We start from the raw sequence: 25233 nt of genomic DNA on the forward strand, positions 1-25233 counted from the left end.
TGAAATACTTAAGAACAACAGGTTTTATTTTCAATAAATTTTAAAGAGTTTTGTTTATTTCTATAAATTGGTAATTTATCACTTTTATTTGCATTTTCAACTATTTTTTTAACAACTCCATGATATGCTGACTTATCACAAACAGGATCAGCTTCATGCATATCTTTAGTTAAAGCATATGCTTGACATCTACATCCACCAAAATCTTTCTCTTTTTCAGGGCAAGATCTACATGTTGGATTCATCCACTCATCACCTCTAAAAAAATTAAAAGCTTTTGATTCATACCAAATCTCTTTTACAGAAGATTCCTTTACATTTGGAAATTCAATTGGTAAAGTGTTAGCAGTATTACATGGTAGGGCTAATCCATCTGGATTAATTGTTAAAAAAGTTGTTCCCCAACCATTCATACATGCCTTTGGTCTATTTTCATAATAATCTGGTACTACAAAAAATACCTTCATGTCTTTTCTTTTTTCCCTATAAAAGTTGGTTACTTCCATAGCCTTATCAAGCTGTTCTTTACTTGGTAAAAGGGCATCAACATTTTCTAATGCCCAACCATAATATTGAATATTTGCAATCTCTAAATAGTTTGCCCCAAGCTCATCACAAAACTCAATTATCTCACCAACTTGCTCAATATTTTGTCTTGTGATACAAGTATTCACAATAAGTTGCATACCAAGCTCTTTTACCTCTTTAGCAAAGGCAATTTTATCTTTCATAGCTGATTTATTATTAGTAATTAGAGTCATAGTATTTTCATCATGGGATTGAATACCTAATTGAACAGTTTTAAGTCCAGCTTCTTTTAACTTCTTTAAAACTCCCTTTTCGCCACCAACACCAGAAGTGATTAAGTTTGTATAAAATTTTAAATCATTTGCATATCTTACTATCTCAACAATATCTTTATTTAATAAAGGTTCACCACCTGAAATTCCTAATTGAACTGCACCTAAAGCTCTTGTTTCATCTAAAACTTTAAACCAATCTTCTTTACTCATACCATCTTTTGTATTTGCAAAATCAAGTTGGTTATAACAATAAGTACACTCTAAAGGGCATTTGTGAGTTAACTCTAAAAGTACCCACAAAGGTGGTTTAATTGCTGACTTTTCATTAGTTGACATAACTTACCCACTTTCTATCAAAGGCTTCATCAAAAAATGCCTCAATATCATTTGATAGATTTGGCATATTAAACTTCTCTTCTAATGTTGAAACTATTTCATTAAAATTTTTAGTTCCATCACATTGATTCATAATTTCACCAGCACTTTGGTTTAGTTGAACCATACCTTCAGGGTATAATAAAACAAAACAATCTTGTGCCTGCTCAAATTGTAACTGAAAATGTTCATTCACTACAATTAATTTTTCTTTGTTCATTTTCATAACCTTCAATATTGAAATATGGTGGTCTTTTTAATTCGTATGCCAAATATAAAGCATCACACATAGTCCAAAGTATATCAAGTTTAAACTGTAAAATTTCAAAAGCTTTATTTTGAAGTTCAACTGTATTAAACTCTTCTAAAGTGATTGAAAGTCCATGTTGAACATCTCTTCTTGCTTCACTTAATCTTTTTTGAAAATATCTTAAACCTTTTGCTTCAATCCATGGATAATTATCTGGCCATGTATTTAATCTTTGTTGATGAATTTGAGGTGCAAACATCTCAGTTAAAGATGACATTGCAGCTTCTTTCCAAGGTCTTTGTTTTGCAAAGTTAATATAAGCATCTACTGCAAATTTAACTGCAGGTAAAACATATTTATGTGAAATTAAATCCTCTTTATTTAATCCCACTGCTTCACCTAATTCAAGCCAAGCTTCAATTCCTCCACCAACACTATCATGGTCAGTAATTCTATCAATCCATTTTCTTCTATCTTCTAGTGGTGGATTATTTGACATAATCGCTGCATCTTTAATTGGTATTGCTGTTTGATAATAAAACCTATTTGCTACCCAACCTTGAATTTCCTCTTTTGTACACTCGCCTTTATACATTCTAATATGAAAAGGATGGTGAATATGATACATATCACCCATACCTCTTAGTTTTGCTTCAAACTCTTCTTTACTTAATAATTCACTCATTTTTTTTGTCATTCTTCTTCTCCTTTTTTATTAATCCCTTTTAAAATGCAAATTTTAAAAGATTAAGCTTTTGGGCTTTAAGAATAAAGCCTTTATATATCTATTCTCATTCCATCATAAGATACTTCAATCCCATGGGAAATAAGCTCTTTATATTCAGAACTTTCTTCATCTAATATTGGATTTGTATTATTAATATGAATTAATATTTTTCTAGGTTTCTCTAAGGTATCTAAAACTTTAATCAAACCCTCATCTCCACTTAAAGGGATGTGTCCCATATCAGTTCCTAATTTTGTAGAAAACTCACCTTTTATCATCTCATCATTTGTCCAAAGTGTACCTTCTATTAGAAGAACGTCTGCATTTCTCATTTCATCAAAAACATGATCTTCCATTACACCAAGACCTGGAAGGTAAAATAATCTTTTTCCAGTATTTTTATTTACAACTGTAATTCCAATATTATCACCACGTCTAGGCTTATCTCTATATAATGAGTATGGAGGTGCATTTGAAATAAGTGCATGGGCATAAAATTCATAAGAAGGCATTACAGGAATTTCAAATTTTGTAGTTGAATCTGGCAATATTTCATGCCAAACTGTTCCACCACCATCCCAATGTTTTAACATTTTCATAGTTGGAAATGATGAATTTAATTCTTCATTTACCTCTTTTGTGCAATAGATTTGGTGAGGACAACCTTCCCTTAACATAAGTAATCCAGTTGTATGATCAATTTGTGCATCATTAAAAATGATTGCTTTAATTTTTGTTTCTCTTTTTTTTGTTGGATGTAAAAAAGGTGAATTATGAATTTGCTCTAATATATCTGGGCTAGTATTAAGTAAAACCCAGTTTTCACCATCTTCACTAATAGTAATTGAACTTTGAGTTCTTCTTTTTATACTTTTTTTACCATCTCTGTAACCTCTACAATTGTCACAGTTACAATTAAATTGTGGTAAACCACCACCTGCTCCTGAACCTAGAACTTGAATCCTCACAACATATCCTTTCATTTTTCCTCAAAGAAAAAAATTCCCACATTTTTTTCTTTGAAAAAAAGACTAGAGCCTAAGCTCTAGTCTAGTTTAAAGAATTACTTTGTACAAATATACATAGTAACTTCAAAACCAAATCTGTTATCTACGAATGTAGGTGTTTCCCATTTCATTTTAGTTACCTCCTTTTTTGATTTTCAAATACTATTTTTTAAATAGTTTAAATACGTGAACAGTTCCACCTTGGTTGATGTTCTTAATAAGTTTTGCAACTTCACCACCCCATAAAGGAACAGCTCCACCCCAACCTGAAACGATTGCTATGTATTGCTCACCATTTTGCTCCCAAGTAATTGGAGAAGAAACAATTCCTGAACCAGCATTGTATTTAAATAAAATTTCACCAGTTTCATCATCAAATGCTAAGAATTTACCTTCAGGAGTTCCTGTAAATACAAGTCCACCAGCAGTAGTTAAAACTCCACCCCATAGTGGTGCAGGGTTTTTATATTCCCATTTGATTTTTCCAGTTAAAGGCTCAATTGCTTTAAGTGAACCAATGTGATCTTCGAAAATTGGTTTAATTGTAAATCCAGCACCTAAGTAAGCAGCACCTTTTTTATACGAAATTGGTTGATTCCAAATATCCATTCCCCACTCATTTGAAGGAACATAGAATAATTCAGTTTTCTTAGAATAAGCCATTGGCATCCAGTTTTTACCACCTAAGAATGAAGGAACAGAGAATACTGCCTTACCTTTTGAAGCATCACCAGGATTTCCAGGTCTTCCATCAGGAGTTAACATTGGTCTACCGTTTTTATCAATTCCAGTTGCCCAAGTAATATTTGAAACAAATGGATTTGCAGTAATAAACTTACCATTAGTTCTGTCTAATACATAGAAGAAACCATTTCTATCTGCAGTTGCAGCATATTTTTTACCATCTTTATTAAATGAAACTAACTCATTAACACCATCGAAATCCCATCCATCATGTGGAGTTGTTTGATAATGCCAAACAATTTTTCCTGTATCAGGATTAATTGCTAATCTTGAAGAAGAGTATAAGTTATCCCCTGGTCTATTGTGTGAATTCCATGGTGCAGGGTTTCCTGTTCCGAAGAATAATAAATCAGTCTCAGAATCATATGTTCCACCAAGCCAAGTTGCAGCTCCACCAGTTTCCCATAAATCTCCAGGCCATGTTTTACCAGCTTCACCACCAGTAATTCCATTTTCTTTTCCATTTAAGTAACCCATGTGACCTTCAACAGTTGGTCTAGTCCAAATAAGTTTACCAGTTTTAGCATCATACGCTTCAACTTTTCCAACAATACCAAATTCACCACCAGCTACACCAGTGATAATCATATCTTTAACAACTAATGGAGCAGCAGTAATTGAGTAACCATCTTTATATTCTGCTACTTTTTTCTTCCATACTGTTTTTCCAGTTTTTCTATTTAATGCAACTAATTTAGCATCTAATGTTCCAAAAATTACTAAATCACCATAAATTGCAGCACCTCTATTGATAACATCACAACAAGGTAAAATTCCACTTGGAAGTCTTGCATCATATTGCCATAACTCTTCACCTGTAGCTAAATCAATTGCATACATTCTAGAATAAGAAGCAGTTACATACATAACACCATCTTTTACTAGTGGTTGAGATTCTTGTCCTCTTTGTTTTTCTCCACCAAATGAGAAATTCCATACAGAAACTAAATTTTTAACAGTCTCTTTATTCACCTGAGTCAGAGGTGAAAATCTTTGACCATTTTGTCCATGTCCATATGTTAAAACATCCCCAGTTGTTTTATCATCATTTAAAATTTCATCATATGATACAGGTGCATATGATGGTTTTGTAACCATAGATTTGTCATTCATCGTAGTGTTACTAGTTGCACATCCACTAATTAATGCAGAAAGTGTAACAGCTACTGCACTAGTTAGTAAAAAACTCTTTTTCATGCTATCTCCTTTTATAATTGTCAGACTGAAAATTGTCTTAAGAGAAGTATATATGAGAAAAGTAGCAACAGTTTAGCTATTATTAACTTTTTTTGATTTGAACCCTAAAAATGCCATAATTAAAGTTATAACTAGAGATATTACTAGTACTAGAAGTGCCTGTACATCGACCTTTAAGTAAAGTGAGAACCTAATAGATTCTACTATATAAGTAAAAGGATTATATGAAGAAATTTCATATAAAAGTATAGAAGAATCTTTAATTTTCCAAAGTGGGTATAAAGCTGAACTTAAAAAGAACATTGGAAAGATAACAAAGTTCATCACCGTTGCAAAATTTTCCAATTGTTTTATAACTGAAGAGATAAAAAGTGCAAAAGCATTAAGAATTATAGATGAGATTATAATAATAGGAATGGTTACTACTATTGCTAAATATGAAATATCCACACCATAAAATTTTGCAATTAATAAAAAAGTGATTGCTTGTATTGTTGAAACAATTGAGGTTGCAAACATTTTACAAAAAAGTAAGAAATTTCTATTTATATAAGAAGATAAAAGTATTTTCATACTTCCCATTTCCCTATCAAATATCATAGTTAAACTACTTTGCATACCATTAAAAAGTAACACCATCCCAACAAGTCCAGGAACTATATATGTTTCATAGGTAATATAAGTTTCATATGGAGGTGTAATTGCAAGGCCTAAAGCTGTTTTAAACCCAACGGAAAAAATAAACAACCAAAGTAAAGGTCTAACAAGAGCTGAGAAGAATCTACTTTTTTGTTTAACAAATCTAATTAACTCTTTGTAGATAATACCTTTCATACAATTAAAATATATATTCATGGTTATTTTACAATTTGATTGAAAGTATCAACCAAATTCTCCTTTTGATATTTTTCCATAATAGAACTAACAATGCCATTTTCTACAATTTTACCATTTTTGATAAATGAAATTTCATCATCTTCATTTACCTCATCAAAAAGGTGGGTAATCCAAAGAACACTTAATTTTTCCCTTTTTACTAAATCTCTGACATACTCTAAAATATCAAATCTACTTTTTAAATCAAGTCCAACTGTAGGTTCATCAAGTAAAAGTAGTTTTGGCTTGTTTATTAAAGCTCTTAAGATTTCAACTCTTCTTCTATGTCCACCGTTTAGTTTTCTAGCTGTAGTATCTAAATGTGGTTTTAGTTCAAGTCTTTCAATCTCATTTTCAATAGATTTTATTGTTTGAACAAAACCTAATCCTTTTAAAGAACCATAATAATACAAATTTTGTCTAACAGTTAAATCTAAATCTAAAGTTGGTTCTTGAAAAACAATACCTATATTTTTTAAAGCTTCACTATAGTTTTTTATGGAGTGATTATTTATATTGATTTCACCAACTTCAAGTTTAAGTAGTCTAGTTATAAGTGAAAAGATAGTTGATTTTCCAGCTCCATTAAGTCCTAATAAAACCGAAAATTCACCTTTTTTTATATTAAAAGAAACCTTATTTAATACTTGTTTTTTTCCATAGGAAAACTCTACGTCTTTTAATTCTAAAATCTTTTCACTCATATTTATCCAAGTTTTTTTATTTTGAAGGAATTACTGCTAATCCCCAAGGATATCTTCCAACTTTTATTGTCTTTTCTACTTTTAAAGAATCAACATCTATAACAGATACATCACCACTTACACCATTTGTAGTATAAAGTTTTTTCTCATTTTGAGCAAAATCTAATTGCCAAACTCTTTTTCCAACTAATAAATATTTAATTACTTTATAAGTTTTTGCATCAATTACAGCGACATGATTAGCTGGTCCTAAAGCTACAAAGGCATATTTTCCATCACTTGTTAGTTTAATACCAACTGGCTGAATTAAATCTTTAAAAATTCCAGGTATTTTAAAACCTAATTTTGCAACACTCTCTTTTGTTTTTGTATTTACAACAACAATAGTTCCACCAATTTCAGATGAAGCCCATATCATATCACCATTTTTTGAAAATTCAATATGTCTTGGTCTTTGATCAACTAAAGTATTATGAATGATTTTTTTTGTTTTTGTATCAATCCAATGTAAAAAATTTGATGTTTCAGATGTATTAATAGCTACACTTCCATCTGGACTTACAGCCATTCCTTCAGGTTCTAAACCAACTTCAATTTGAGAAATAACAGCTTTTTCAACAGTATCTACAACTGTTACAATTCCATCATTTTCATTTGATATATAAAGCTCTTTCCCATCTGGATGAAGTGCAAATTGTTCTGGGTCTTCACCCGATGGTAAATTATATAAAATCTCACCTGTTTTAGTATCCATAGCTTGAACTGTGTCATCATCACTAGCACAAATATATAGTTTTGAGTAATCTTTTGTAAGTAAAATACCTCTAGGTCTTTGCCCTACTTCATATGTTTTTACAACTTTGTTTGTAACTGAATCAATTACACTAATAGTGTTATCTTTTTCATTTGATACAAATATTGTGTCTGCATTCAAAATAGACGCAGTTAAAATAGATGTTAAAATTAATTTCTTCATCACGAATTCCCTTTTAATAAAAATTTATTCAACAATAAATGTAGCTCTTTCTCTATCACTTTTAGCTGATGGTAAGCCTAATGTATAAGTTCCTGGTTTAATAGGGATAAAAGTCATTTCAATTTCACCTTCATCATCAAATTCAAATCCATCTAAACCTAATGGTCTTACTTCAATATCATTAATAGATACTTGATTTACCCAAATATTTCTAAAAAATTCTGCCCCTACAATTGGAATTTCCCTTGAACCATCACTTTTTAAAACAAGTTCATAATATTTACCAGCTTCTAACTTATATGGTTCACTTGCAAGTGGTTGACCTACACTAATAGTAATAGGAGTCAGTTTAGTTTTAGAATGTAACAAACCCTTTAAATTTTTTGCAAATGCAAACTCCCCTGATATAAGTAGCATAGCTACTAGTAATAGAATTTTCTTCATACATAATCCTTTTTTAATTTAATTTTTAAATTGTAATGAAGCTTTATAGCTAGAATATAGCATATTGATTTTTATTCTCATTTTGCTAGATTGAGGCTATACTTCTTATATATACTTCTAGAATATAATCAAAAAAGGAATATCAAATGAAACAACTATTTAGTTTATTTTTAATGTTAAGCTTCGTAAATGCCTTTACATTAGAAGTAAATATTTTATACCTAGAACAAAAGATAAAAAAACCTCCTGTGCTTTCAAATATAATTGAAGATCCTGAAGATTTAGGTCTAAAAGGGGCACAAAAAGCGATAATTGATTCAAATAAAAGTGCAAGATTCTTAAATCAAAAATATAATCTAATTGAAAAAATTTCATACGATAAAGAACAATTAAAAAAAGATTTTGAAGAGTTTATAAATGCAGGTAACTCTTATGTGGTATTAAATGTTGAAGATGATTTTTTAAAAGTGTTACTAAACAACCCACTTTCAAAAAAAGTTTTAATGGTAAATGCAAGTAGTCCAACTACATCTTTGCGGCAAAACTATTGTTTACCAAATTTACTTCATACAGCTCCTTCAAATGCTATGCTTTATGATGGCTTAGTACAATTTTTAGTAAAAAGAGATTTTAAAGATATCTTTTTAATTAGTGGAGAAAATGAAAAAGATAAAGAGATATTAAAAGATATAAAAAGAGCAGTTAAAAAGTTTAATGCAAAAATTGTAAAAGAAAAGATTTGGGATAATAATAGTGATATCAGAAGAAAAGCAAATGCAGAATTTCCAGTATTTACACAAGCAAATGATTATGATTTAATTGTTTTAGCTGACCATTATGGAGATTTTGGTGAGTTTATGTATTTTAATACCTGGCTTCCAAGACCAATTGCAGGAACACAAGGATTAACTCCAACTGCTTGGCATAAAGTTATTGAAGCATGGGGAGCAGCTCAAATGCAAAGTAGATTTGAAAAGTTTGCAAAAAGATGGATGCAATCAAAGGATTATACAAACTGGACAGCTGTTAGATCAATCATTGGTGCCATTACAAAAACAAATAGTGCTGATTTAAAAACAAATTTAGATTTTATTCACTCAGATAAGTTTGATTTAGCAGCTTATATGGGAAGAAAACTATCATTTAGAGAATATAATGGACAATTAAGAATGCCTATCTCATTAGTTCAGCCAAGAGCTTTAATCACAACTTCACCACAAATTGGGTTTTTACATCCTAAAACAGATTTAGATACTTTGGGTATTGCACCCTTTGAGATGAAGTGTAAATAATGATTAAATCTTTTTTTACACTTATCATTCTTACTTTAAGTATAAATGCTTATGAGATAATAGATAATGATAATAACTTTATAGTGAAAATACAAAATAAAAATTTTTATGAACTATATGTGAATCTAAAAGATGAAATAAATTTTAATTCATATGTAATAGTTCATGAATTAAATTTAGCAAAGTCTACTAAAGCTGTTGCTGATGCATTAGAAGAAAAAGCTGTTGTAAAAAATGGGATAAATCTTCTAATTTGCAAAACCTCATTTACCCTTAAAATGCATCAAGAAAATATTCATAATATGAGTTTTTGCCCGATGGTCATTTCTGTATATGAAGATAATAATTCAAATTATATATCTTTTAGGAAATATCACCCACTAAATGAAAATGACAAAATAGCACTTACTATAAATAAAAGATTAAAAACATTAATTTTAAACTCCCTTGATTAAAAAACTTTCACTTTAATTAGAAAATTACTTTAAATTACTATTTAAATATATAATAATATAATAGTTCCAGTCATAGGGAGAAAATTATGAAAAATAATTTAATAATACTATTAATAATTATTAGCTTCTCGATATTTTTATTTCTAACTTTAAATATAGAAAAAAATAATGTAACAAATATAGAAAAAAAAGTTACTAAACCCAAGATTGAATTAAAACTTGCCCATAATCTACCAGAGAATAGTGCCTTACATGAAGCTTCTGTTTTATATGCAAAAAAAATTGCTGAACTTACAAACAATAAAGTAAAAATCAATATCTTTCCTAAACAAGAATTAGGAAATGATTACCAAATGATAGAACTTGCAAGTCAAGGTAAAATAGATATTATAGTAACCCCAACTGCAAAAATGAGTGTATCAGTTCCCTCAATGCAATATGCAGACTTGCCATTTTTATTTCCAACAAGAGAGGATGCCTATGAACTTTTAGATGGGGAAGTGGGTAAAATGATTCTAAAAGATTTAGACAAAATTGACCTTTTAGGAGTTGCCTTTTGGGAAAATGGTTTTAAACATTTTACTGCAAACTCAAAATTAATTAGCCCAAAAGATTTTGAGGGTAAAAAAATTAGAGTTATGAAAAGTAGAATTATAATGGAACAATTTAAAGCTTTGGGGGCACAAGCAATTCCTATTGATTTTCATTCTACAAAAAAAGCCTTAGAAGATAAGGTTGTAGATGGTCAAGAGAACCCTTTAGTTGCAATTGTAAACATGCAATTTCATAAGGTTCAGTCACATTTAACAATTAGCGAACATGCTTATTTACCATACGTATTTACAATGAGTAAAAAAAGTTTGCGAAAAATGCCCATAGAGATTCAAAATATTTTAACTACTAGTTTAGATGAAATTACAAAATGGGAAAGAGAGGAAACCCAAAGAAGGGAAAAAGAGTTTCTTGAGACAATAAAAAATGAAGGTGTAAAAATACACTATTTAACAAAAGAAGAGAAAGAAGTTTTTAGAAAAAAAACTAAATATATTATAAAAATGTATGAAAGAGTAATTGGTTCACATATAATTTCAAAAACAGAAGAGATATTGAATAAAAAATATGGTGAAACAGAAGATATATATTTTGGTTTAGATGTAAATCTTTCAGTTGGAAATAAAGACTCAGGATTATCTTTAAAAAGAGGAGTAGAGTTAGCAATTGATGAGATTAATTCAAATGGTGGATTATTGGGTAAAAGGGTCAATCTTTTAGCTAAAGATAATGAAGCAATTACTACTAAGGCTTTGAAAAATTTTAAAGAGTTTTCAGAAAATGAAAATGTGAAAGTAGTAATAGGTGGCAAAAAAAGTTCAATAATTTCAAAAGAATTAGAAGATATTCAAAAAAGTAAAAAACCTTATTTTTCACCTTGGGCATCTGCTGATAAAATAGTTAATAATGGTTATGAAGAAAACTATATTTTTAGAGTTTCTACAAATAATAAATTTATTATAAATAAACTTTTAAATGAATCTTTAAAAGAGGATAAAAACCCAATAATAGTTGTTGAAAATTCTATTTGGGGAAGAGGTGCCTTGGAACTTATAAAACAAGACAAGAAAGAGTTTAACTTTCTTATTATAAACCAAGGTCAAACTAATTTTAGTAATTTGATATCTCAAATAAAACAAAATAATATAAAATCAATGTTAATGGTTTTAAATACTTTAGAAGCATCAAATATTTTAAAAACCCTAAATGAAAATAAAATAAAGATGTCAATATCTTCACATTGGGGTATTTTAGGTGGAGATTTTTATGAAAAAAATAAAGAGTATCTTACAAATATTGATTTGAAATTTATTCAATCTTTTAGTTTTTACAAAAATAAATCAAAAAAAGCAAAAGAGTTTGGATTTAGATATATAAAAAAATATGCAGAAAACTCAATTTTTGATATATTATCTCCATCCTCTGTTGCACAAGCATATGATTCTACTATGCTAATTGCACAAGCAATAAAAGATGCTAATTCCTTTGATGGAGAAAAAATAAAAGATGCCTTAGAAAATTTAAAAGAGTATAATGGCTTAATAAAAAAATATATAAAACCATTTAGTAAGACTGACCATGAAGCTTTAGAAAAAGATGACTTTTTCTTTGCAAAATATAATGAAGAAGGGAAAGTGATTCCAATAGGTAAATTAAAATGATTAAACTTAAACCGATAAAAAATAGTATAAAAAATAAAATCATAATTCAATTTACCCTTATAATATCTGTTTTTTTATTGCTAATCTCTTTTTCTATAGGATATTTATTTATCAAAAACACAGAATCCCATGCACAAGATTTATTAAAAAATAGAGCCTTATTAATTGAGGAAAAAATACAAGAAAGACTTTATTATCTTATAGAACAAACAAAACTTCTTGCAAAAAATTCACTGATGATTAATTCTTTAATCGATGATGATAATAAAGAAGAATACCTTTTACCATTAGCTTTAAATTTTATGGAAGATAAAAATGTAAAATATCTAAATATTATAGATTTTGATGGAGAGATAATATTTAAAACTACAGAAAATATTCCAAAATATAATAACTCAATATACATTAGAAATGCACTAGCCTTAGGACAAACAACATTTTATTTAGAAAAAAATAAAAATGAATTTATTGTAGTTTCACCTGTAAAATATTATGAAACAACGCAAGGAGCTTTAATAGCTACTTTTAATCTTGATAAAATTTTAAGTAAATATATAATTAACTCAAATGATGAATATATTGAGATACTAGATACGCAAAATGACAAACTTTTATATATAAATAATCATGATAAAAATCAAAAATATTACTCGTATAGTCTAAAAAATCAAAATTTATCACTTTTTGATGAATTAAATATTACTTTAAATATCGGGAAATTAGAATCAACATACTTATTTCCAATACAAGATGCTTTAAAAAAAGTGATTATTATGAGCTTTATCCTAATTTTAATAGGAACTTTACTCTCTTATTTATTAGCTGAATCAATCACTAAACCTATTATAGAACTATATAAAAAGATAGAAAATAATGAATTTAATGAAAAATATCAACCTTTAGGTACAAATGATGAGTTAGAGGTTTTATCTTTAGCTTTCCATGAAAAAGTAAAACAATTAAATCAATTTAAAAATGAAGAATTAGAGAACCAAAAACTTTTACTTGAACAGTCAAAAATGGCAGCATTGGGTGAAATGATTGGAAATATTGCCCATCAATGGAGGCAACCTTTATCTGTTATATCAACTGCTTCAAGTGGCTTGAAAATGAAACAAGAATATGGAATTTTAGAAGAAGATGAGATGTTTTCTGTTCTTGATTCTATTAACGAAAACACTCAATACCTATCAAAAACAATTGATGACTTTAGAAACTTTATTATTGGGAAAAGGGAAAAGAGACTATTTAATTTAAGTGAACAAATAGATAGTTTTTTATCTTTAATGATAGGCAGTATAAAAACACATGATATACATCTAATACGTAATGAACAAACAAATATTGAAATCAATGGATATCCAAATGAATTAACACAATGTTTAATGAATATAGTTAATAATTCAAAGGATGCTTTTGAAGAAAAAGGGATAAAGGAAAAGTATATTTTTATAAAAACATATACCAAAAACTCTTCAATATTCATAGAGATTAAAGACAATGCAGAAGGTATTAAGGAGGATATAATCCCAAAAATATTTGAGCCCTATTTTACAACAAAACATAAATCTAGGGGTACTGGATTAGGACTTAGTATGACATATAGATTAATTACAGAAGGGATGAAAGGGAATATAAAAGTAAAAAATACATCTTTTAAATATAAAGACAACAATTATAAAGGGGCAGAATTTACTATTACTCTACCCATAATAAGCTAGTATTTCCCATACTCTTTGTAACTTTTATCCTCAAAAAGGATATAAACAGTTTTAGGAGTTTTATCATTTTCATAAGCTGGAAGTGATAATCCAATGGCATTTTTAGGTTTTTCTTTTAAAAAATCTTTTATAGCTTGATAAGGAACATTCCCCTCAAAAACATAATCACCCATTATTGAAGTATTACAAGATTGAATATCATAGGGAATTCCTATTTGTCTTTTTAAATTTTTCACATTCATAACAGTAATAATATCAACCTCATTAGCAACTTTTTTCATATCTGTAAACCAAGATTTAGGGCAAGTACTTGTTGGCGGTTGAAAAACTTGGAGTTTTAAGTCACTTGCAAAAAGTGAAACTGTCAATAAGCAAAAAGCTAAAATTTTCATTATAATTCCCCTTTTAAGATATTAGGATATTTTTCCAATAGATTATTTTTTATTTGGTCAATATTTTTTATATCAAAACTTTGATTATTAGGATTATTAAACTCTAAAACTATTTTCGCTGGCTTATTAGAAAAAAACAAAATTCTATTAGAAAATAAAATTGCTTCACTAATATCATGTGTTACTAAGATAACAATTGGTTTAAACTTATTGCATAGTTTTAGAAACTCTTTTTTTAATTCTTGAGAAGTAGGAAAATCTAAAGAGATAAAAGGTTCATCTAGAAATATCACCTCAGGCTGATTTATAAATGCTCTAGCTAAGGCTACTCTTCTTTTCATACCACCAGATAAAGCATTGGGATACTTATCTAAAACATCTTCTAAAGCAACTAATTTTAAAATATCATTTATCTCATTTAAATCATTAGATTTTGAAACTAATAAAAGGTTATCTTTAATACTAAGCCATGGAAGTAATCTATCATCTTGAAACATAAAAGATATATTTTTATAAGGCATTGAAATATCACCTTTAAAATCAGTTTCTAGATTAGCTAATAAATTTAAAAAGGTACTTTTTCCACAACCACTAGGCCCTACAATTGATATAAATTCCTCTTTTTGAATTTTAAATTCTATATCTTCTAAAACTTTTAATTCATTAAAACTTTTATTTTGAATATTTATATTTATCATCTTATTTCCATTCTAACATCTTATTTTCTAAGGGTTTTAAAATAGCCATCTCTATAAACATAACAATAAAAATAAAAGCTAAAGAATAAGCTAATATAGAAGTTATATCAAAAAACTGGAAAAACATTGAGATTTTAAAACCTATCCCATCACTTCTTCCAAGCAATTCAACAACTAAAACTATTTTCCAAATTAATGATAAAGACAATCTAGCAGAAGCCATCATATATGGATAGATTTGAGGTAAGAATACTTTAAAAAACACTTGTTTTTTTGGAACTTTATAAACCTTTGCTAAATCCATATATTTAGTTTCTATTGCTCTAGTTCCCTCTCTTATATTAACAATTACAATTGGAACTTTATTTATAATCACAGCTAAAAGTGCTGCAAAATCAGTTAATCCAAACCAAATATAACAAATAACAATTACAACTAAAGCAGGAATATTTAAACCTAAAACTAATAAAAAATCAAAAACATCATCTATTTTTTTTGATATTCCCATTATAATTCCAATAAATACTCCAATTATCATAGTGATGAAAAATGTTATTACAACTCTAATTAGTGTAATTTTTAAATCATCTAAAAGTTCCCCTTCTACTAAATGTTCAAATAGTTTTATACCTATATCAACTGATGAAGGGAAAACTTGTGATGCAAGGACAATTGATAAAGCTTGCCAGATAATAATAAAAGCACAAATTGATAATAATCTAGTTTGTAACAATACTTTTCCTAATATTTTTATTTATTAATTTCCCAAAAAGTTTTAGGGTCTAACTCTTTGCTATTTTTAACTAATTTTTTTCCACCTTGTTCTTGTAATACCTTAAATATTTTTTTTGAATCTTCAATATTTTTTTCATCAAATTTAAGTATCACACCATTTTTATAACCCTCTTTTAATGAGTTAAAAGTTGCTTCGTCCTTTACCTTCATAAGTGGTTTTATTCTATCCCATTCTTTATCATCTTTTAACAAGATTTTTTTAGCACTTTTACTTGCATTTATAAATGAATCATATAGTCTTGGATCCATGAGAGCTAAATCTCTTCTAAATGTCCATCCAATTAAAGGTATATCTTCAACTATTCCAAAACTTTTAAAAACCTCTTCCATTTCAATAAGTGCTCTTGCTCCTTTTGCCTTTGCTTTTGCATTAAAATGCCAAAAGTTCAATGCCCCGTCTAATGAGCCATCAAGTACTTTTTTTAGAAGTATTGGAGGGGCAGCGAAGGTTGGATTAATAATATCTTTGAAATCTTTGCCATATTTTAATTTACTGTATGCCCTTAAAATAAGCCATGTTTTATCAACAGGACCTCCAGCAACTCCAATATTTTTTCCTTCTAAATCTAATAAGGTTTTTGCATTATTATTTTTACTAAGATATAAAGTCCCTGTTGCCTTTGAATAAGGGTAAAGTGTATAATCTCCCCCATTTGCTCGTTGAGTATTTACCCAAACCCAATCTGTAACTATAATATCAACACTTCCAGATTGAAGAGCTATTGATGTAGCATTTTTTGAAGCTAATTTAACAACTTCAAGTTCAAAACCATTTTTAATATCAAGTTTATTATGTTTTAAAACATCTAATTCCCAATTAACAGTTCCAAAGGCTAAAACACCCACTTTTAATTTTTCCAAAGCATGTAAATTTGTAAACAAAAAACAAATTGTTAAAAATATGATTTTAAACATCTATCTACCTTTTAATTATTTTTTATATTGTATATCAAGTAAATAGCATCAATTTAGCATAAAAAAAGTTTTTTCAATTGCTATAATCAAGCTATAGAAACACCTTATAATTCCATCATGCAAAAAATTTCGCAAAGGATATACATGAATAAAATCGAAAAATTAACACTTGCAGTTTTGTTTTCTGCAATAACTGCATTTGGGCATGGAAGTGTTACACCACAAAAAGTTGACACAACAGGTTTAAAACAATTAGGTGATACTTGGGTATCAGAGAACCCATATAGTACAGATAATCCAAAAGCTGTAGAGATTGGAAGATCTGGATATAGTGAAAACTGTGCAAGATGTCACGGACTTGACGTTATCTCTGGTGGTATTGCACCTGATTTAAGAGAATTAGATAAGTTTGAAGATGAGTACTTTTTAGGAAAAGTATTAAGTGGTGTTACAAGAAATGGTAATGTTTATATGCCTTCGTTTGCTGATGTTTTAAGTCAAGAAGCAATTTGGGCAATTAGAACATATATTATGGATAGAAGAGCAAAAGACGGCATAGAGTAATATCATGAAAATTCTTAGATTATCAGTTTTATTTGCACTTTTAATAGTTTTTGCAAATGCAAGAAGTATTGAAGAGATTCAAGAAAGTGGTTATATAACTATTGCCGTTTATAAAGATTTTCCACCTTACTCATTTACAGAAAACAATGAGATAAAAGGGATAGATGTAGAGTTAGGTAAACTACTTGCAAAATCTCTTAAGGTAGAAGCAAAATGGCAATTGACAGGTTCAGATGAATCCTTAGCTGATGATTTAAGAATTAATATTTGGAAGGGCAATCTAATTCATAAAAACTATGCAGACGTAATGTTTAGAGTTCCATACGATTATGATTATTTAAGATTAAGAGATAAACAAACAGGTGAACTTGAAACAGATATGGTTTCTATTAAAGGGCCTTATCATAGTGAAAAATGGGTAATAGCAACACACAAGGAAAAAATTCCAAAGATAACAACTTTAGGAATTTTTGCTTACCATACCATAGGAGTTGAATTAGATACCCTTGCAGATAACCATTTAACAGGATTTGCAAGAGGTTTAATTAATAAAAATGTTAAACACTATTTTCACTTTAAAGATGCAATAAAAGATTTCAAAGAGGGAAAACTTGATGCAATTGCTGGATTAAAATCTCAATTGGAGTATCTATTAGATTTTAACAACAATAAAGATAAGTTTTATATGACAACAAAAATTCCTCAAGCAAAATCACACTGGGATATTGCAACGGCAGTTCATACTAGTTATAGACCACTAAGTTATCATATTGATGGATTAATTTCTGAAAATTATGAGAATAGAAATATTAAAAAAATATTTGAAAAGTTTGGAGTTAATTATTTACCCCCAATAGCAAGAACACAACAATAAAAAAGGAGTTGTCATGAAAAGTATACTCATTTTCGCTACATTAATTCTAACAATGTTAAACCTAGAAGCAAAGAATCCTATAGTATCTCCCACTTTTGATGATATAATCAAAATTACTATTGGCGAGGATGAGTATACCTTTGATGACAAAAATATTCAAGTAAAGGTACCCTCTTTTGCTGATAATCCTGTCCAAGTTCCAATTTTTGTTGATGCATCAAAAATAAAAAATCCTAAAAAGATGATTCTTTTTGCTGATTTAAATCCTATACCTGTTATTTTAACAATGACACCAAATGATTTTCTACCAATTATCTCAACAAATATAAAAGTTGCACAAGAAACCCCTTTAAGAGCATTAGTTTTAGACGAGAACAATTTATGGCATGTAGGAAGTGCAAATATTCATAGTAATGGTGGAGGATGTGACGTAACAAGTTTAGCTGCTGCTAATGGAAATGTTTCAGAAAACATAGGAAAAAGTAAAGGGAAAATATTTGATAAAAAAGATCAAAAAAGAGTTAAATTCTCAATATTTCACCCTATGGAAACGGGATTAGTTTTTGGAGCTAGTTCATTTTTTATAAATAAGATTGAGATAAAAGATGAAAATGACAAACTTTTAACTACATTAGATACAAGTGCAGCAATCAGTGAAAATCCAAGAATAACATTAGAAACAAAAAAAGAATTTAAAGAATTAAATATTAATTTTTTAGATACTGATGCAAATCATTTTGAGTTAAATATAAAATGAAAATTTTATTTTTAATAATACTATTTTTAAATTCACTTTTTGCCTTTGAGTATAACTTAAAGCCAGAGAAATTAGCTGAAAACAGCTACTATTTTTATGGGAAAGAGGAGTATTTTTCAAAGCAAAATGGTGGAGACATTGCAAATTCTGCTTTTATAATTACCAAAAAATCTGTTATTGTAATAGATACTGGTACAACAGTTGATTATGCTAATAGTATGAAAAAAGAGATTTCAAAAATCACTAAAAATCCCATAAAGTTTGTAATAAACACCCACCATCACCCTGACCATTTTTTAGGAAATAAAGCCTTTAAAGATGCAAAAATTTATGCAACAGAACATACCATTGAAGATATAAAATTAAATGGGGAAAAATATGTTTCTAATATGGTAAATTTAATTGGAGAAGCTGTTTACTCAACAAGAGCCTTAGCTCCTAATAAACTACTTGAAACAAAAAAACTAGTTTTGGATAACTACGAATTAGATATATTATATTTAGATGGTCATACAAAAAGTGACATTGCTATACTAGATAATAAGACAAAAATACTTTATGCTTCTGATTTAATTTTTAATCAAAGGGCTCTTGCTACTCCCCATGCAAATTTAAAAAAATGGATATTAGCACTAGAAGAATTAAAAAAGCTTGATTTTAAAGTTTTAGTTCCAGGGCATGGAAAGGTTACTTATTCAAAAAATGTTATTGATGAAAATATAAGATATTTAAAATTTTTAGATAAAACATTAAAAGATGCTTTAGAAAATGGTCTTGATACCTTTGAAGTTTTAGAACAAGAGGTTCCTAAAGAATTTAAAAACTACTCAATGTTTAAAGAGGAATATGAAAGAAGTATTATAAATTTATATAAAAAATATGAACTTCAATTCTCTTATTAAAAGATAAATAGCCTTTTATGCTATTTATCCTATTTTTTTAATATATTCAACTAGTAATCTAACACTAGCACCAGTTCCACCAAAATTATTATACCCCCAAACCTTTTCTCTATAAGCAGCTCCTGCTATATCTAAATGAAGCCATTTATTTTTATTCTCTTTTTTTATAAATTTATCTAAAAATAAAGAAGCAGTTATGGAACTACCTGCCCTTGACCCTGGAGAGTTTACTACATCTGCAATAGAAGATTTTAACATTTCAGGTAAATATCTATTATAGGGTAAAAATCCAACTAACTCGCCACTTTTATTTGAAGCTTTTTGTATTTGTTTTTTCATCTTTTCACTATGTCCCATAACACCAGTTGTATATTCACCTAAAGCAACAATGCAAGCTCCTGTTAAAGTTGCAACATCAAAAATAGAATCAATATCTTCTATCTCATCTTGTGCATAACATAAACAATCTGCTAAAACCAATCTACCTTCAGCATCAGTATTTGTAACCTCAATAGTAACACCATTTTTTGCTTTTAATATATCATCAGGCTTATAAGCATCACCGCCAATCATATTTTCAACTGCACCAATAATTCCATGAACCTCAACATCAAGTTTTAGTTTAGACACAGCTTCTAAAATACCTAAAACTGCACTCCCCCCACTTTTATCACATTTCATTGAAACCATATCTTGTTTTAAACTTAGTCCCCCTGCATCATAAGTAAGACCCTTACCTACAATAACAACTTTAGCTTTTGCCTTTTTAGGCTTATAAGTTAAATGAACTAGCTGACTTTCATGTCTTGATGCACGTCCAACTGCAAGCATTGCATTCATGCCATTATCAAGTAAATATTCTTCACCATAAATCTTACATTCAAGATTATTCTTTAAAGCTATCTCTTTTGCTTTCTGTGAAAAACTTTTTGGATAAAAATCTTCAGGTGTAGTATTTACAATAGTTCTTACCATGTTTACACTATCGCATATTTTTTTAGTTTCTTCAAAATCTTTTTTTAACTCTTCTAAAGTTTTTTTAGAGCCTTTTACATCTATAAAAATATTTATTTTTGATTCTTTTTTTTCACTTTTATAATCTTGAAAAGAGTATGCTCCAAGAATTAGCCCTTCAGTTAAATCTTTAATATTTAACTCTTTTTCCCCTACTAAATTTATTAAAATATTTTTGAATTTTGTTTTTTGTATGCTTCTTATTGCATTAGCAAAAGCAATTTTTAAATCCTCTTTTTTTAAACTTGTTGCACCAATATAAAGTTTATTTTCAAAAAAACATTCTTGAGATTCTTTCCCTTCAAAACCAATTTTTTTCAATTTTTTTGATATTTTTTTATCAATATTCTTTAGATTTTGTAAAACTATAAGTTCTAAATCATCATTAATATTTTTATTATTTGAATTAAATAATTTTATTTCCATTTCCATCCCTTTACTTAAGAGAATAAGGATATCAAAATTGTTATTTTTTTTAGTTAAAGAATAAAACTAATTTTAAACTTTATTTTGTTGGAATTATTATAGTAAATAAAGCTCCCATAAACTCTTCGCCATCATGTTCATATTTAACATTTTTTGCCAAGATATTACCTTTTAATTGTTTTACAATAATTTGATGACTCATATATAAACCTATACCTGTTCCTTGAGATTGATGTTTAGTAGTAAAATAAGGATCAAATATTTTTTCAATATTAGAAGAAGATATCCCTCCACCATTATCTTTTATACTCAATGTTGTATTAAAATCATTCTTTTTTACAGATATAAAAAGTAATCTTTTACCCTCTATTTCTTTTAATACATCAAGGGCATTGTTATAAATATTTATCAAGGCTTGAATTAATAAATTTTTATTTGCTAAAATAAATACTTCTTTTTCAATATCATAATATACTTGAACAAAATTGATTTTAAAAGAATCTTTTGTTAAATCATTTACTTTGTTAATTGCTTCAGTTATTTCAAATTCAAATACCTCAGACATATCTTCACTAAAAAAACCTCTAAAATCTTCTATTGTTCTTGATAAAAATTGTGTTTGAGAATTTATTTTTTCAAGGGATTCAATAGTTTCCTCTTTTGAAATCTCCATATCCATTTCAAGTTGAACTTTTAATCCAGTTGAAGCAGTTGAAATTGCAGATAGTGGTTGTCTCCACTGATGGGCAATATTACCAATCATCTCACCAATTGCAGAAGTTCTTGCTTGTTGTAAAATCATTTTTTCTTGCTGCTTCAAAACTGAAACATCAGAAAAGATACCTATATAATTAATAACTGTACCATCATTATTTTTAATAGTATTAATATTTAAATACTCTTCATATAATTCACCATTTTTCTTTTTATTTGTTATTTCACCATGCCATGAACCATTATCTTTTAACTCTTGCCACATCTGTCTATAAAAATCAGACTCTTTTATATTTGATTTTAGGATAGAAGGATTTTTACCAATAACCTCTTCATAACTATAACCTGTAGTTTTACAAAAAGAATGATTTACATCTATAATCTCATTTTTTGAATTAGTAATCATAATACCTTCATTGGTATTTTCATAAACAATTAAAGCCTGTTGCATCTTAAATTCAGTCTCTTTTCTAAGAGTAATATCAGTATGAGTACCAATAAGTCTAGTAGGTCTGCCTTTTTCATTTCTTTGAACCACAATACCTCTATCATGAACCCATTTATAAGAACCATCTTTACACATCACGCGATGTTCATTGGAATAAACTTCTGTTTCACCATTCATGTGAGAATTTATATCTTCATAAACTTTTTCTAAATCATCAGGATGAACTCTTTTTTTCCACTCTTCAAGAGAACCTTGAATCTCATCTTCTTTAAATCCAAGCATCTCTTTCCAAGCTTTTGAGAAATAAACTTCATTTGTATCCACATTCCAATCCCAAAGTCCATCACCTCTTCCATCAACAGCAAATTTCCATCTAAATTCACTCTCTTCAAGTTGTTTTTTTTGTTTATTTAATTGGGCTGTTCTTTTTTTCAATTCACTTTCTAATTCTTCATTATAATGTTCTAGAATTGCATTATTTCTAATAACTAGTTTTTCATATCTAAAAGCTAGATATGCAAATAAAAATGAAGCTAAAGTAATAAGAAAATATGCCATATAAAAATCTTTTTATTTTTTTTCTAAGGTAAAAATCCATTTTCCATTAGGTACATTAACATCAAATTCTAAAGGATTTTTACCAGTAAAATAATCACTTTTACTAAATAAAGGTCTATTTTTAGCATCTGGGTTAAAACCTTCAAGTTGATACTCAAAGCCATTATCTTTAATCTTATCTTCTAAGGATTTCATAATACCATCAACATATATAATTACAGTAGAAAATCCCCAAAATTTTTCTTTACTATTAATCTCTTGAAAAACGGGTTTTCTAGCAATTAATGCATATTTTTCATTTTGTATTAATTTAATTGGGCCTACAAATGTTATATCTCTTTTTTCAATAGCTAAAAGTGCTCCATCATCTCTTCTTTTATCTTTTAAAAGATCATGTCCCATAGCTATTTTATGCTCTTCATAGGGGTAAATATTTGTTACAATACCATCCTTTGCTAACTGTAAACATGCAATTGAATCTTTCCCTTTCATTATTTCAAATGCCCATTTATCAAAATCTTTGGTATTATAATTATTTTGCTTAAGTAAAAGTACTTGTGAGTCTATTGCTGTTACACCTTGTGAGATTTTCGTTTGAATCTCATTTACAACATTTAACATCAAAAGATTTGCTTTATTAGATATCTCTTTATCCTCTTTTTCTTTATAAAACATATAAAAACTAAGTAGGGTAAAAAATACAATAAGAAAGGTAATAACAAAAGTTACTATTGGTTTATTAATTTTCATTTCTAAAACTCATTATTTGTTTGAATTAATGTTATCATAATATGATTTAATAATCATTTTAAATAAAATCTCTTGATTATTTCTGATTATATAAAATTAAATAATTTTTTTAACTCACTTTTATATGAAGATGAAATGTAATAATTAATTTGAAGTCCTTCTCTTTTTGAAATAAAAATACCAGCATCTTTTAATTTTCTAAGATGTTGAGAAACAGGGGACTGTTTCATTTTTATCATATCGCTTATATCGCATACACAAAGTTTTTCATGTTTTAATAGAAGATAAACAATTTTTAACCTAACCTCACTTCCTAAAAGAGAAAAAATCTTTGCTTCTTTTATGAATACATCATTTAATTTTGAAATCTCTTTTCTTTCATTTTCAATGAGTTCCTCATTTATTTCAGTTCTTAAACAGCTAGTATCGTTTTTCAAAATCTTCCTTATTTTTTACTAAAATCAATTTTTGTTGCTAAATTTGGTTTTGACATATTTGGGTTTAATGGACTAAATGAACTATTTTGAGTTGTTTTAAAACTTTCTTTAGGAGTATTAGTTTCACAACAAGATTTATTTTTACTAAACTTATCTTTTAATAGATGGTATAGAATTAAAGCAATCATAATAAATGATGCTATCCAATTTATAATAGATATATCTTCATGATTTGTTACAATAGTTAAAACACTTAATTCTTTGAAAAAAGTATCATAAATAAAACCAAAAGCTAAAGATAAAACTGCAATAACTGATAAATATACTATTAATGCCCCTCTTCCTAACATCTTATAAACTACACTCATAGTTACCATACTTGTTGCAGGACCTGCTGTTAAAAATATAAATACAGCTCCAGGTGACATACCTTGCATCATAAAAGCAGCTGCAAAAGGTAATGATGCAGTAGCACAAGTATATAAAGGTATTGAAAAAAGCATAATTACAATATATGTCAAAAATTGGTTTTCAAATAACATTTGTGTATACTCTTTTGGAACAACCGATATAAAAAGTGCCCCTAGTATAAGCCCTATAATAAGAGCCTTTGCCATATCATTAAACAAAGTTACATATCCATATTTTAAAGCCCCTTGAAAAGAAAACTTTTTTGAAGCTTTTTTTGAACTGCAACAACTAGATGAAGAGCAACAAGAACTACTTGATTCTTCTTCAACATTTTTTTCACTAAATTTATTTTCTTTCTTCTCTCTAAACACAAAATTTTGTACTAGACCAACACTTATAGCAATAATTATTGAAGAGACTACTCTAAATGCTGTAAAGACAAAGCCAAATAAAGAATAAGTTGCCAAAATAGAATCAACACCTGTAATAGGAGTAGAAATTAAAAAACTCTGAACAGCACCTTTAGAAGCCCCCTCTTTTTTAAGACCTTGTGCTATTGGAATAACAGAACAAGAACAAACAGGTAAAGGAAGGCCAAAAATAGTTGCTTTCACAACAGAACTTGTTGAATCATCACCTAAATGTTTTGCCACAAAATCATCGGGGATAAATTGTTTTAAAACTCCAGCTATAAATAAACCAGCAATAATATAAATTGACATTGCATTTAACAAAGATAAAAAGTTTTCAAAAAAATTTAATACAATTTCCATTGTAACTCCAGTAGTATATTA

27 protein-coding genes are annotated in these 25233 nt (G+C 28.1%); 8 read left to right on the forward strand and 19 right to left on the reverse strand.

What is annotated here, in order from left to right:
- Positions 1 to 8 precede the first annotated feature (8 nt).
- From pqqE to FDK22_RS07535, 10 genes are all read right to left on the reverse strand, one after another.
- Positions 9 to 1139, reverse strand: coding sequence for a pyrroloquinoline quinone biosynthesis protein PqqE (gene pqqE / locus FDK22_RS07490; protein WP_138152304.1), 1131 nt, complete (start codon positions 1137 to 1139; stop codon positions 9 to 11).
- Positions 1129 to 1398: a pyrroloquinoline quinone biosynthesis peptide chaperone PqqD gene (pqqD, locus tag FDK22_RS07495; RefSeq protein WP_138152305.1), complete on the reverse strand. Its 270-nt coding sequence runs from the start codon at positions 1396 to 1398 to the stop codon at positions 1129 to 1131. Before pqqD ends, pqqE begins: the two co-directional genes overlap by 11 nt.
- Positions 1367 to 2125 carry a pyrroloquinoline-quinone synthase PqqC gene (pqqC, locus tag FDK22_RS07500; protein ID WP_138152306.1) on the reverse strand — a complete coding sequence of 253 codons (759 nt, stop codon included), beginning with the start codon at positions 2123 to 2125 and terminating at the stop codon, positions 1367 to 1369. Before pqqC ends, pqqD begins: the two co-directional genes overlap by 32 nt.
- An 80-nt stretch (positions 2126 to 2205) precedes the next feature.
- Positions 2206 to 3123 carry a pyrroloquinoline quinone biosynthesis protein PqqB gene (gene pqqB / locus FDK22_RS07505; RefSeq protein ID WP_138152307.1) on the reverse strand — a complete coding sequence of 306 codons (918 nt, stop codon included), beginning with the start codon at positions 3121 to 3123 and terminating at the stop codon, positions 2206 to 2208.
- A 95-nt stretch (positions 3124 to 3218) separates the two neighbouring features.
- Positions 3219 to 3293 carry a pyrroloquinoline quinone precursor peptide PqqA gene (gene pqqA / locus FDK22_RS15960; RefSeq protein WP_138152607.1) on the reverse strand — a complete coding sequence of 25 codons (75 nt, stop codon included), beginning with the start codon at positions 3291 to 3293 and terminating at the stop codon, positions 3219 to 3221.
- Between the two features lie 31 nt (positions 3294 to 3324).
- Positions 3325 to 5103, reverse strand: a complete 1779-nt coding sequence (locus FDK22_RS07515) for a methanol/ethanol family PQQ-dependent dehydrogenase (RefSeq protein ID WP_171012945.1) — start codon at positions 5101 to 5103, stop codon at positions 3325 to 3327.
- Between the two features lie 72 nt (positions 5104 to 5175).
- Complete coding sequence (locus FDK22_RS07520; protein WP_138152308.1) at positions 5176 to 5958, reverse strand: ABC transporter permease; 783 nt, start codon at positions 5956 to 5958, stop codon at positions 5176 to 5178.
- A 2-nt stretch (positions 5959 to 5960) separates the two neighbouring features.
- Positions 5961 to 6683 carry an ATP-binding cassette domain-containing protein gene (locus FDK22_RS07525; RefSeq protein ID WP_138152309.1) on the reverse strand — a complete coding sequence of 241 codons (723 nt, stop codon included), beginning with the start codon at positions 6681 to 6683 and terminating at the stop codon, positions 5961 to 5963.
- Positions 6684 to 6699: 16 nt separating this feature from the next.
- Entirely contained in the window at positions 6700 to 7659 is a 960-nt protein-coding gene (locus FDK22_RS07530) for a PQQ-dependent catabolism-associated beta-propeller protein (RefSeq protein ID WP_138152310.1), read from the reverse strand.
- A 24-nt stretch (positions 7660 to 7683) separates the two neighbouring features.
- Positions 7684 to 8103: a cupredoxin domain-containing protein gene (locus tag FDK22_RS07535; RefSeq protein WP_138152311.1), complete on the reverse strand. Its 420-nt coding sequence runs from the start codon at positions 8101 to 8103 to the stop codon at positions 7684 to 7686.
- 146 nt (positions 8104 to 8249) lie between these two features.
- On the opposite strand from FDK22_RS07535, the gene FDK22_RS07540 reads away from it, so the two are divergent.
- From FDK22_RS07540 to FDK22_RS07555, 4 genes are all read left to right on the forward strand, one after another.
- Positions 8250 to 9395 carry a type 1 periplasmic-binding domain-containing protein gene (locus FDK22_RS07540; RefSeq protein ID WP_138152312.1) on the forward strand — a complete coding sequence of 382 codons (1146 nt, stop codon included), beginning with the start codon at positions 8250 to 8252 and terminating at the stop codon, positions 9393 to 9395.
- A complete protein-coding gene (locus FDK22_RS07545; RefSeq protein ID WP_138152313.1) occupies positions 9395 to 9850 on the forward strand; it encodes a hypothetical protein in 456 nt (151 codons plus the stop codon). The genes FDK22_RS07540 and FDK22_RS07545 overlap by 1 nt, the downstream gene beginning before the upstream one ends.
- Positions 9851 to 9936: 86 nt before the next feature.
- Positions 9937 to 12063: a DctP family TRAP transporter solute-binding subunit gene (locus FDK22_RS07550; protein ID WP_138152314.1), complete on the forward strand. Its 2127-nt coding sequence runs from the start codon at positions 9937 to 9939 to the stop codon at positions 12061 to 12063.
- Positions 12060 to 13784: a HAMP domain-containing sensor histidine kinase gene (locus FDK22_RS07555; protein WP_138152315.1), complete on the forward strand. Its 1725-nt coding sequence runs from the start codon at positions 12060 to 12062 to the stop codon at positions 13782 to 13784. Before FDK22_RS07550 ends, FDK22_RS07555 begins: the two co-directional genes overlap by 4 nt.
- On the opposite strand, the gene FDK22_RS07560 is transcribed toward FDK22_RS07555, so the two are convergent.
- The 4 genes from FDK22_RS07560 to FDK22_RS07575 are packed head-to-tail and all read right to left on the reverse strand — an operon-like array spanning position 13781 to position 16584.
- Positions 13781 to 14176, reverse strand: a complete 396-nt coding sequence (locus FDK22_RS07560) for a DUF411 domain-containing protein (protein ID WP_138152316.1) — start codon at positions 14174 to 14176, stop codon at positions 13781 to 13783. The genes FDK22_RS07555 and FDK22_RS07560 overlap by 4 nt on opposite strands.
- Positions 14176 to 14874: an ABC transporter ATP-binding protein gene (locus FDK22_RS07565; protein ID WP_138152317.1), complete on the reverse strand. Its 699-nt coding sequence runs from the start codon at positions 14872 to 14874 to the stop codon at positions 14176 to 14178. The genes FDK22_RS07560 and FDK22_RS07565 overlap by 1 nt, the downstream gene beginning before the upstream one ends.
- A 1-nt stretch (position 14875) precedes the next feature.
- Positions 14876 to 15607, reverse strand: coding sequence for an ABC transporter permease (locus FDK22_RS07570; RefSeq protein ID WP_138152318.1), 732 nt, complete (start codon positions 15605 to 15607; stop codon positions 14876 to 14878).
- Between the two features lie 17 nt (positions 15608 to 15624).
- Positions 15625 to 16584 carry an ABC transporter substrate-binding protein gene (locus tag FDK22_RS07575; protein ID WP_138152319.1) on the reverse strand — a complete coding sequence of 320 codons (960 nt, stop codon included), beginning with the start codon at positions 16582 to 16584 and terminating at the stop codon, positions 15625 to 15627.
- A 144-nt stretch (positions 16585 to 16728) separates the two neighbouring features.
- Here FDK22_RS07575 and pedF point away from each other — a divergent pair, with 144 nt between their 5' ends.
- From pedF to FDK22_RS07595, 4 genes are read left to right on the forward strand one after another with little or no spacing between them, the layout of a single operon-like run.
- Positions 16729 to 17148 (forward strand): cytochrome c-550 PedF, encoded by a 420-nt coding sequence (pedF, locus tag FDK22_RS07580; RefSeq protein ID WP_138152320.1) that lies wholly within the window; start codon positions 16729 to 16731, stop codon positions 17146 to 17148.
- 4 nt (positions 17149 to 17152) lie between these two features.
- On the forward strand, positions 17153 to 18022 hold the full coding sequence (locus FDK22_RS07585; protein WP_138152321.1) for a substrate-binding periplasmic protein: 870 nt from the start codon (positions 17153 to 17155) through the stop codon (positions 18020 to 18022).
- 13 nt (positions 18023 to 18035) lie between these two features.
- Positions 18036 to 18779, forward strand: a complete 744-nt coding sequence (locus tag FDK22_RS07590; protein ID WP_138152322.1) for a quinoprotein dehydrogenase-associated SoxYZ-like carrier — start codon at positions 18036 to 18038, stop codon at positions 18777 to 18779.
- A complete protein-coding gene (locus FDK22_RS07595; protein WP_138152323.1) occupies positions 18776 to 19681 on the forward strand; it encodes a quinoprotein relay system zinc metallohydrolase 1 in 906 nt (301 codons plus the stop codon). The genes FDK22_RS07590 and FDK22_RS07595 overlap by 4 nt, the downstream gene beginning before the upstream one ends.
- A gap of 24 nt (positions 19682 to 19705) precedes the next feature.
- Here the strand turns inward: FDK22_RS07595 and FDK22_RS07600 are convergent, their stop codons facing one another.
- The 5 genes from FDK22_RS07600 to FDK22_RS07620 all read right to left on the reverse strand — a co-directional run bounded on the left by FDK22_RS07600 (position 19706) and on the right by FDK22_RS07620 (position 25212).
- Complete coding sequence (locus FDK22_RS07600) at positions 19706 to 21121, reverse strand: leucyl aminopeptidase (RefSeq protein WP_138152324.1); 1416 nt, start codon at positions 21119 to 21121, stop codon at positions 19706 to 19708.
- Between the two features lie 79 nt (positions 21122 to 21200).
- Positions 21201 to 22841 (reverse strand): PAS domain-containing sensor histidine kinase, encoded by a 1641-nt coding sequence (locus FDK22_RS07605; RefSeq protein WP_138152325.1) that lies wholly within the window; start codon positions 22839 to 22841, stop codon positions 21201 to 21203.
- Between the two features lie 12 nt (positions 22842 to 22853).
- On the reverse strand, positions 22854 to 23591 hold the full coding sequence (locus FDK22_RS07610) for a CHASE domain-containing protein (RefSeq protein ID WP_138152326.1): 738 nt from the start codon (positions 23589 to 23591) through the stop codon (positions 22854 to 22856).
- A gap of 86 nt (positions 23592 to 23677) precedes the next feature.
- On the reverse strand, positions 23678 to 24028 hold the full coding sequence (locus FDK22_RS07615; RefSeq protein ID WP_138152327.1) for an ArsR/SmtB family transcription factor: 351 nt from the start codon (positions 24026 to 24028) through the stop codon (positions 23678 to 23680).
- A gap of 8 nt (positions 24029 to 24036) precedes the next feature.
- Positions 24037 to 25212, reverse strand: a complete 1176-nt coding sequence (locus tag FDK22_RS07620) for an SO_0444 family Cu/Zn efflux transporter (protein ID WP_138152328.1) — start codon at positions 25210 to 25212, stop codon at positions 24037 to 24039.
- Positions 25213 to 25233 lie beyond the last annotated feature (21 nt).

Source organism: Arcobacter arenosus (genome assembly GCF_005771535.1).
GTDB lineage: Bacteria > Campylobacterota > Campylobacteria > Campylobacterales > Arcobacteraceae > Halarcobacter > Halarcobacter arenosus.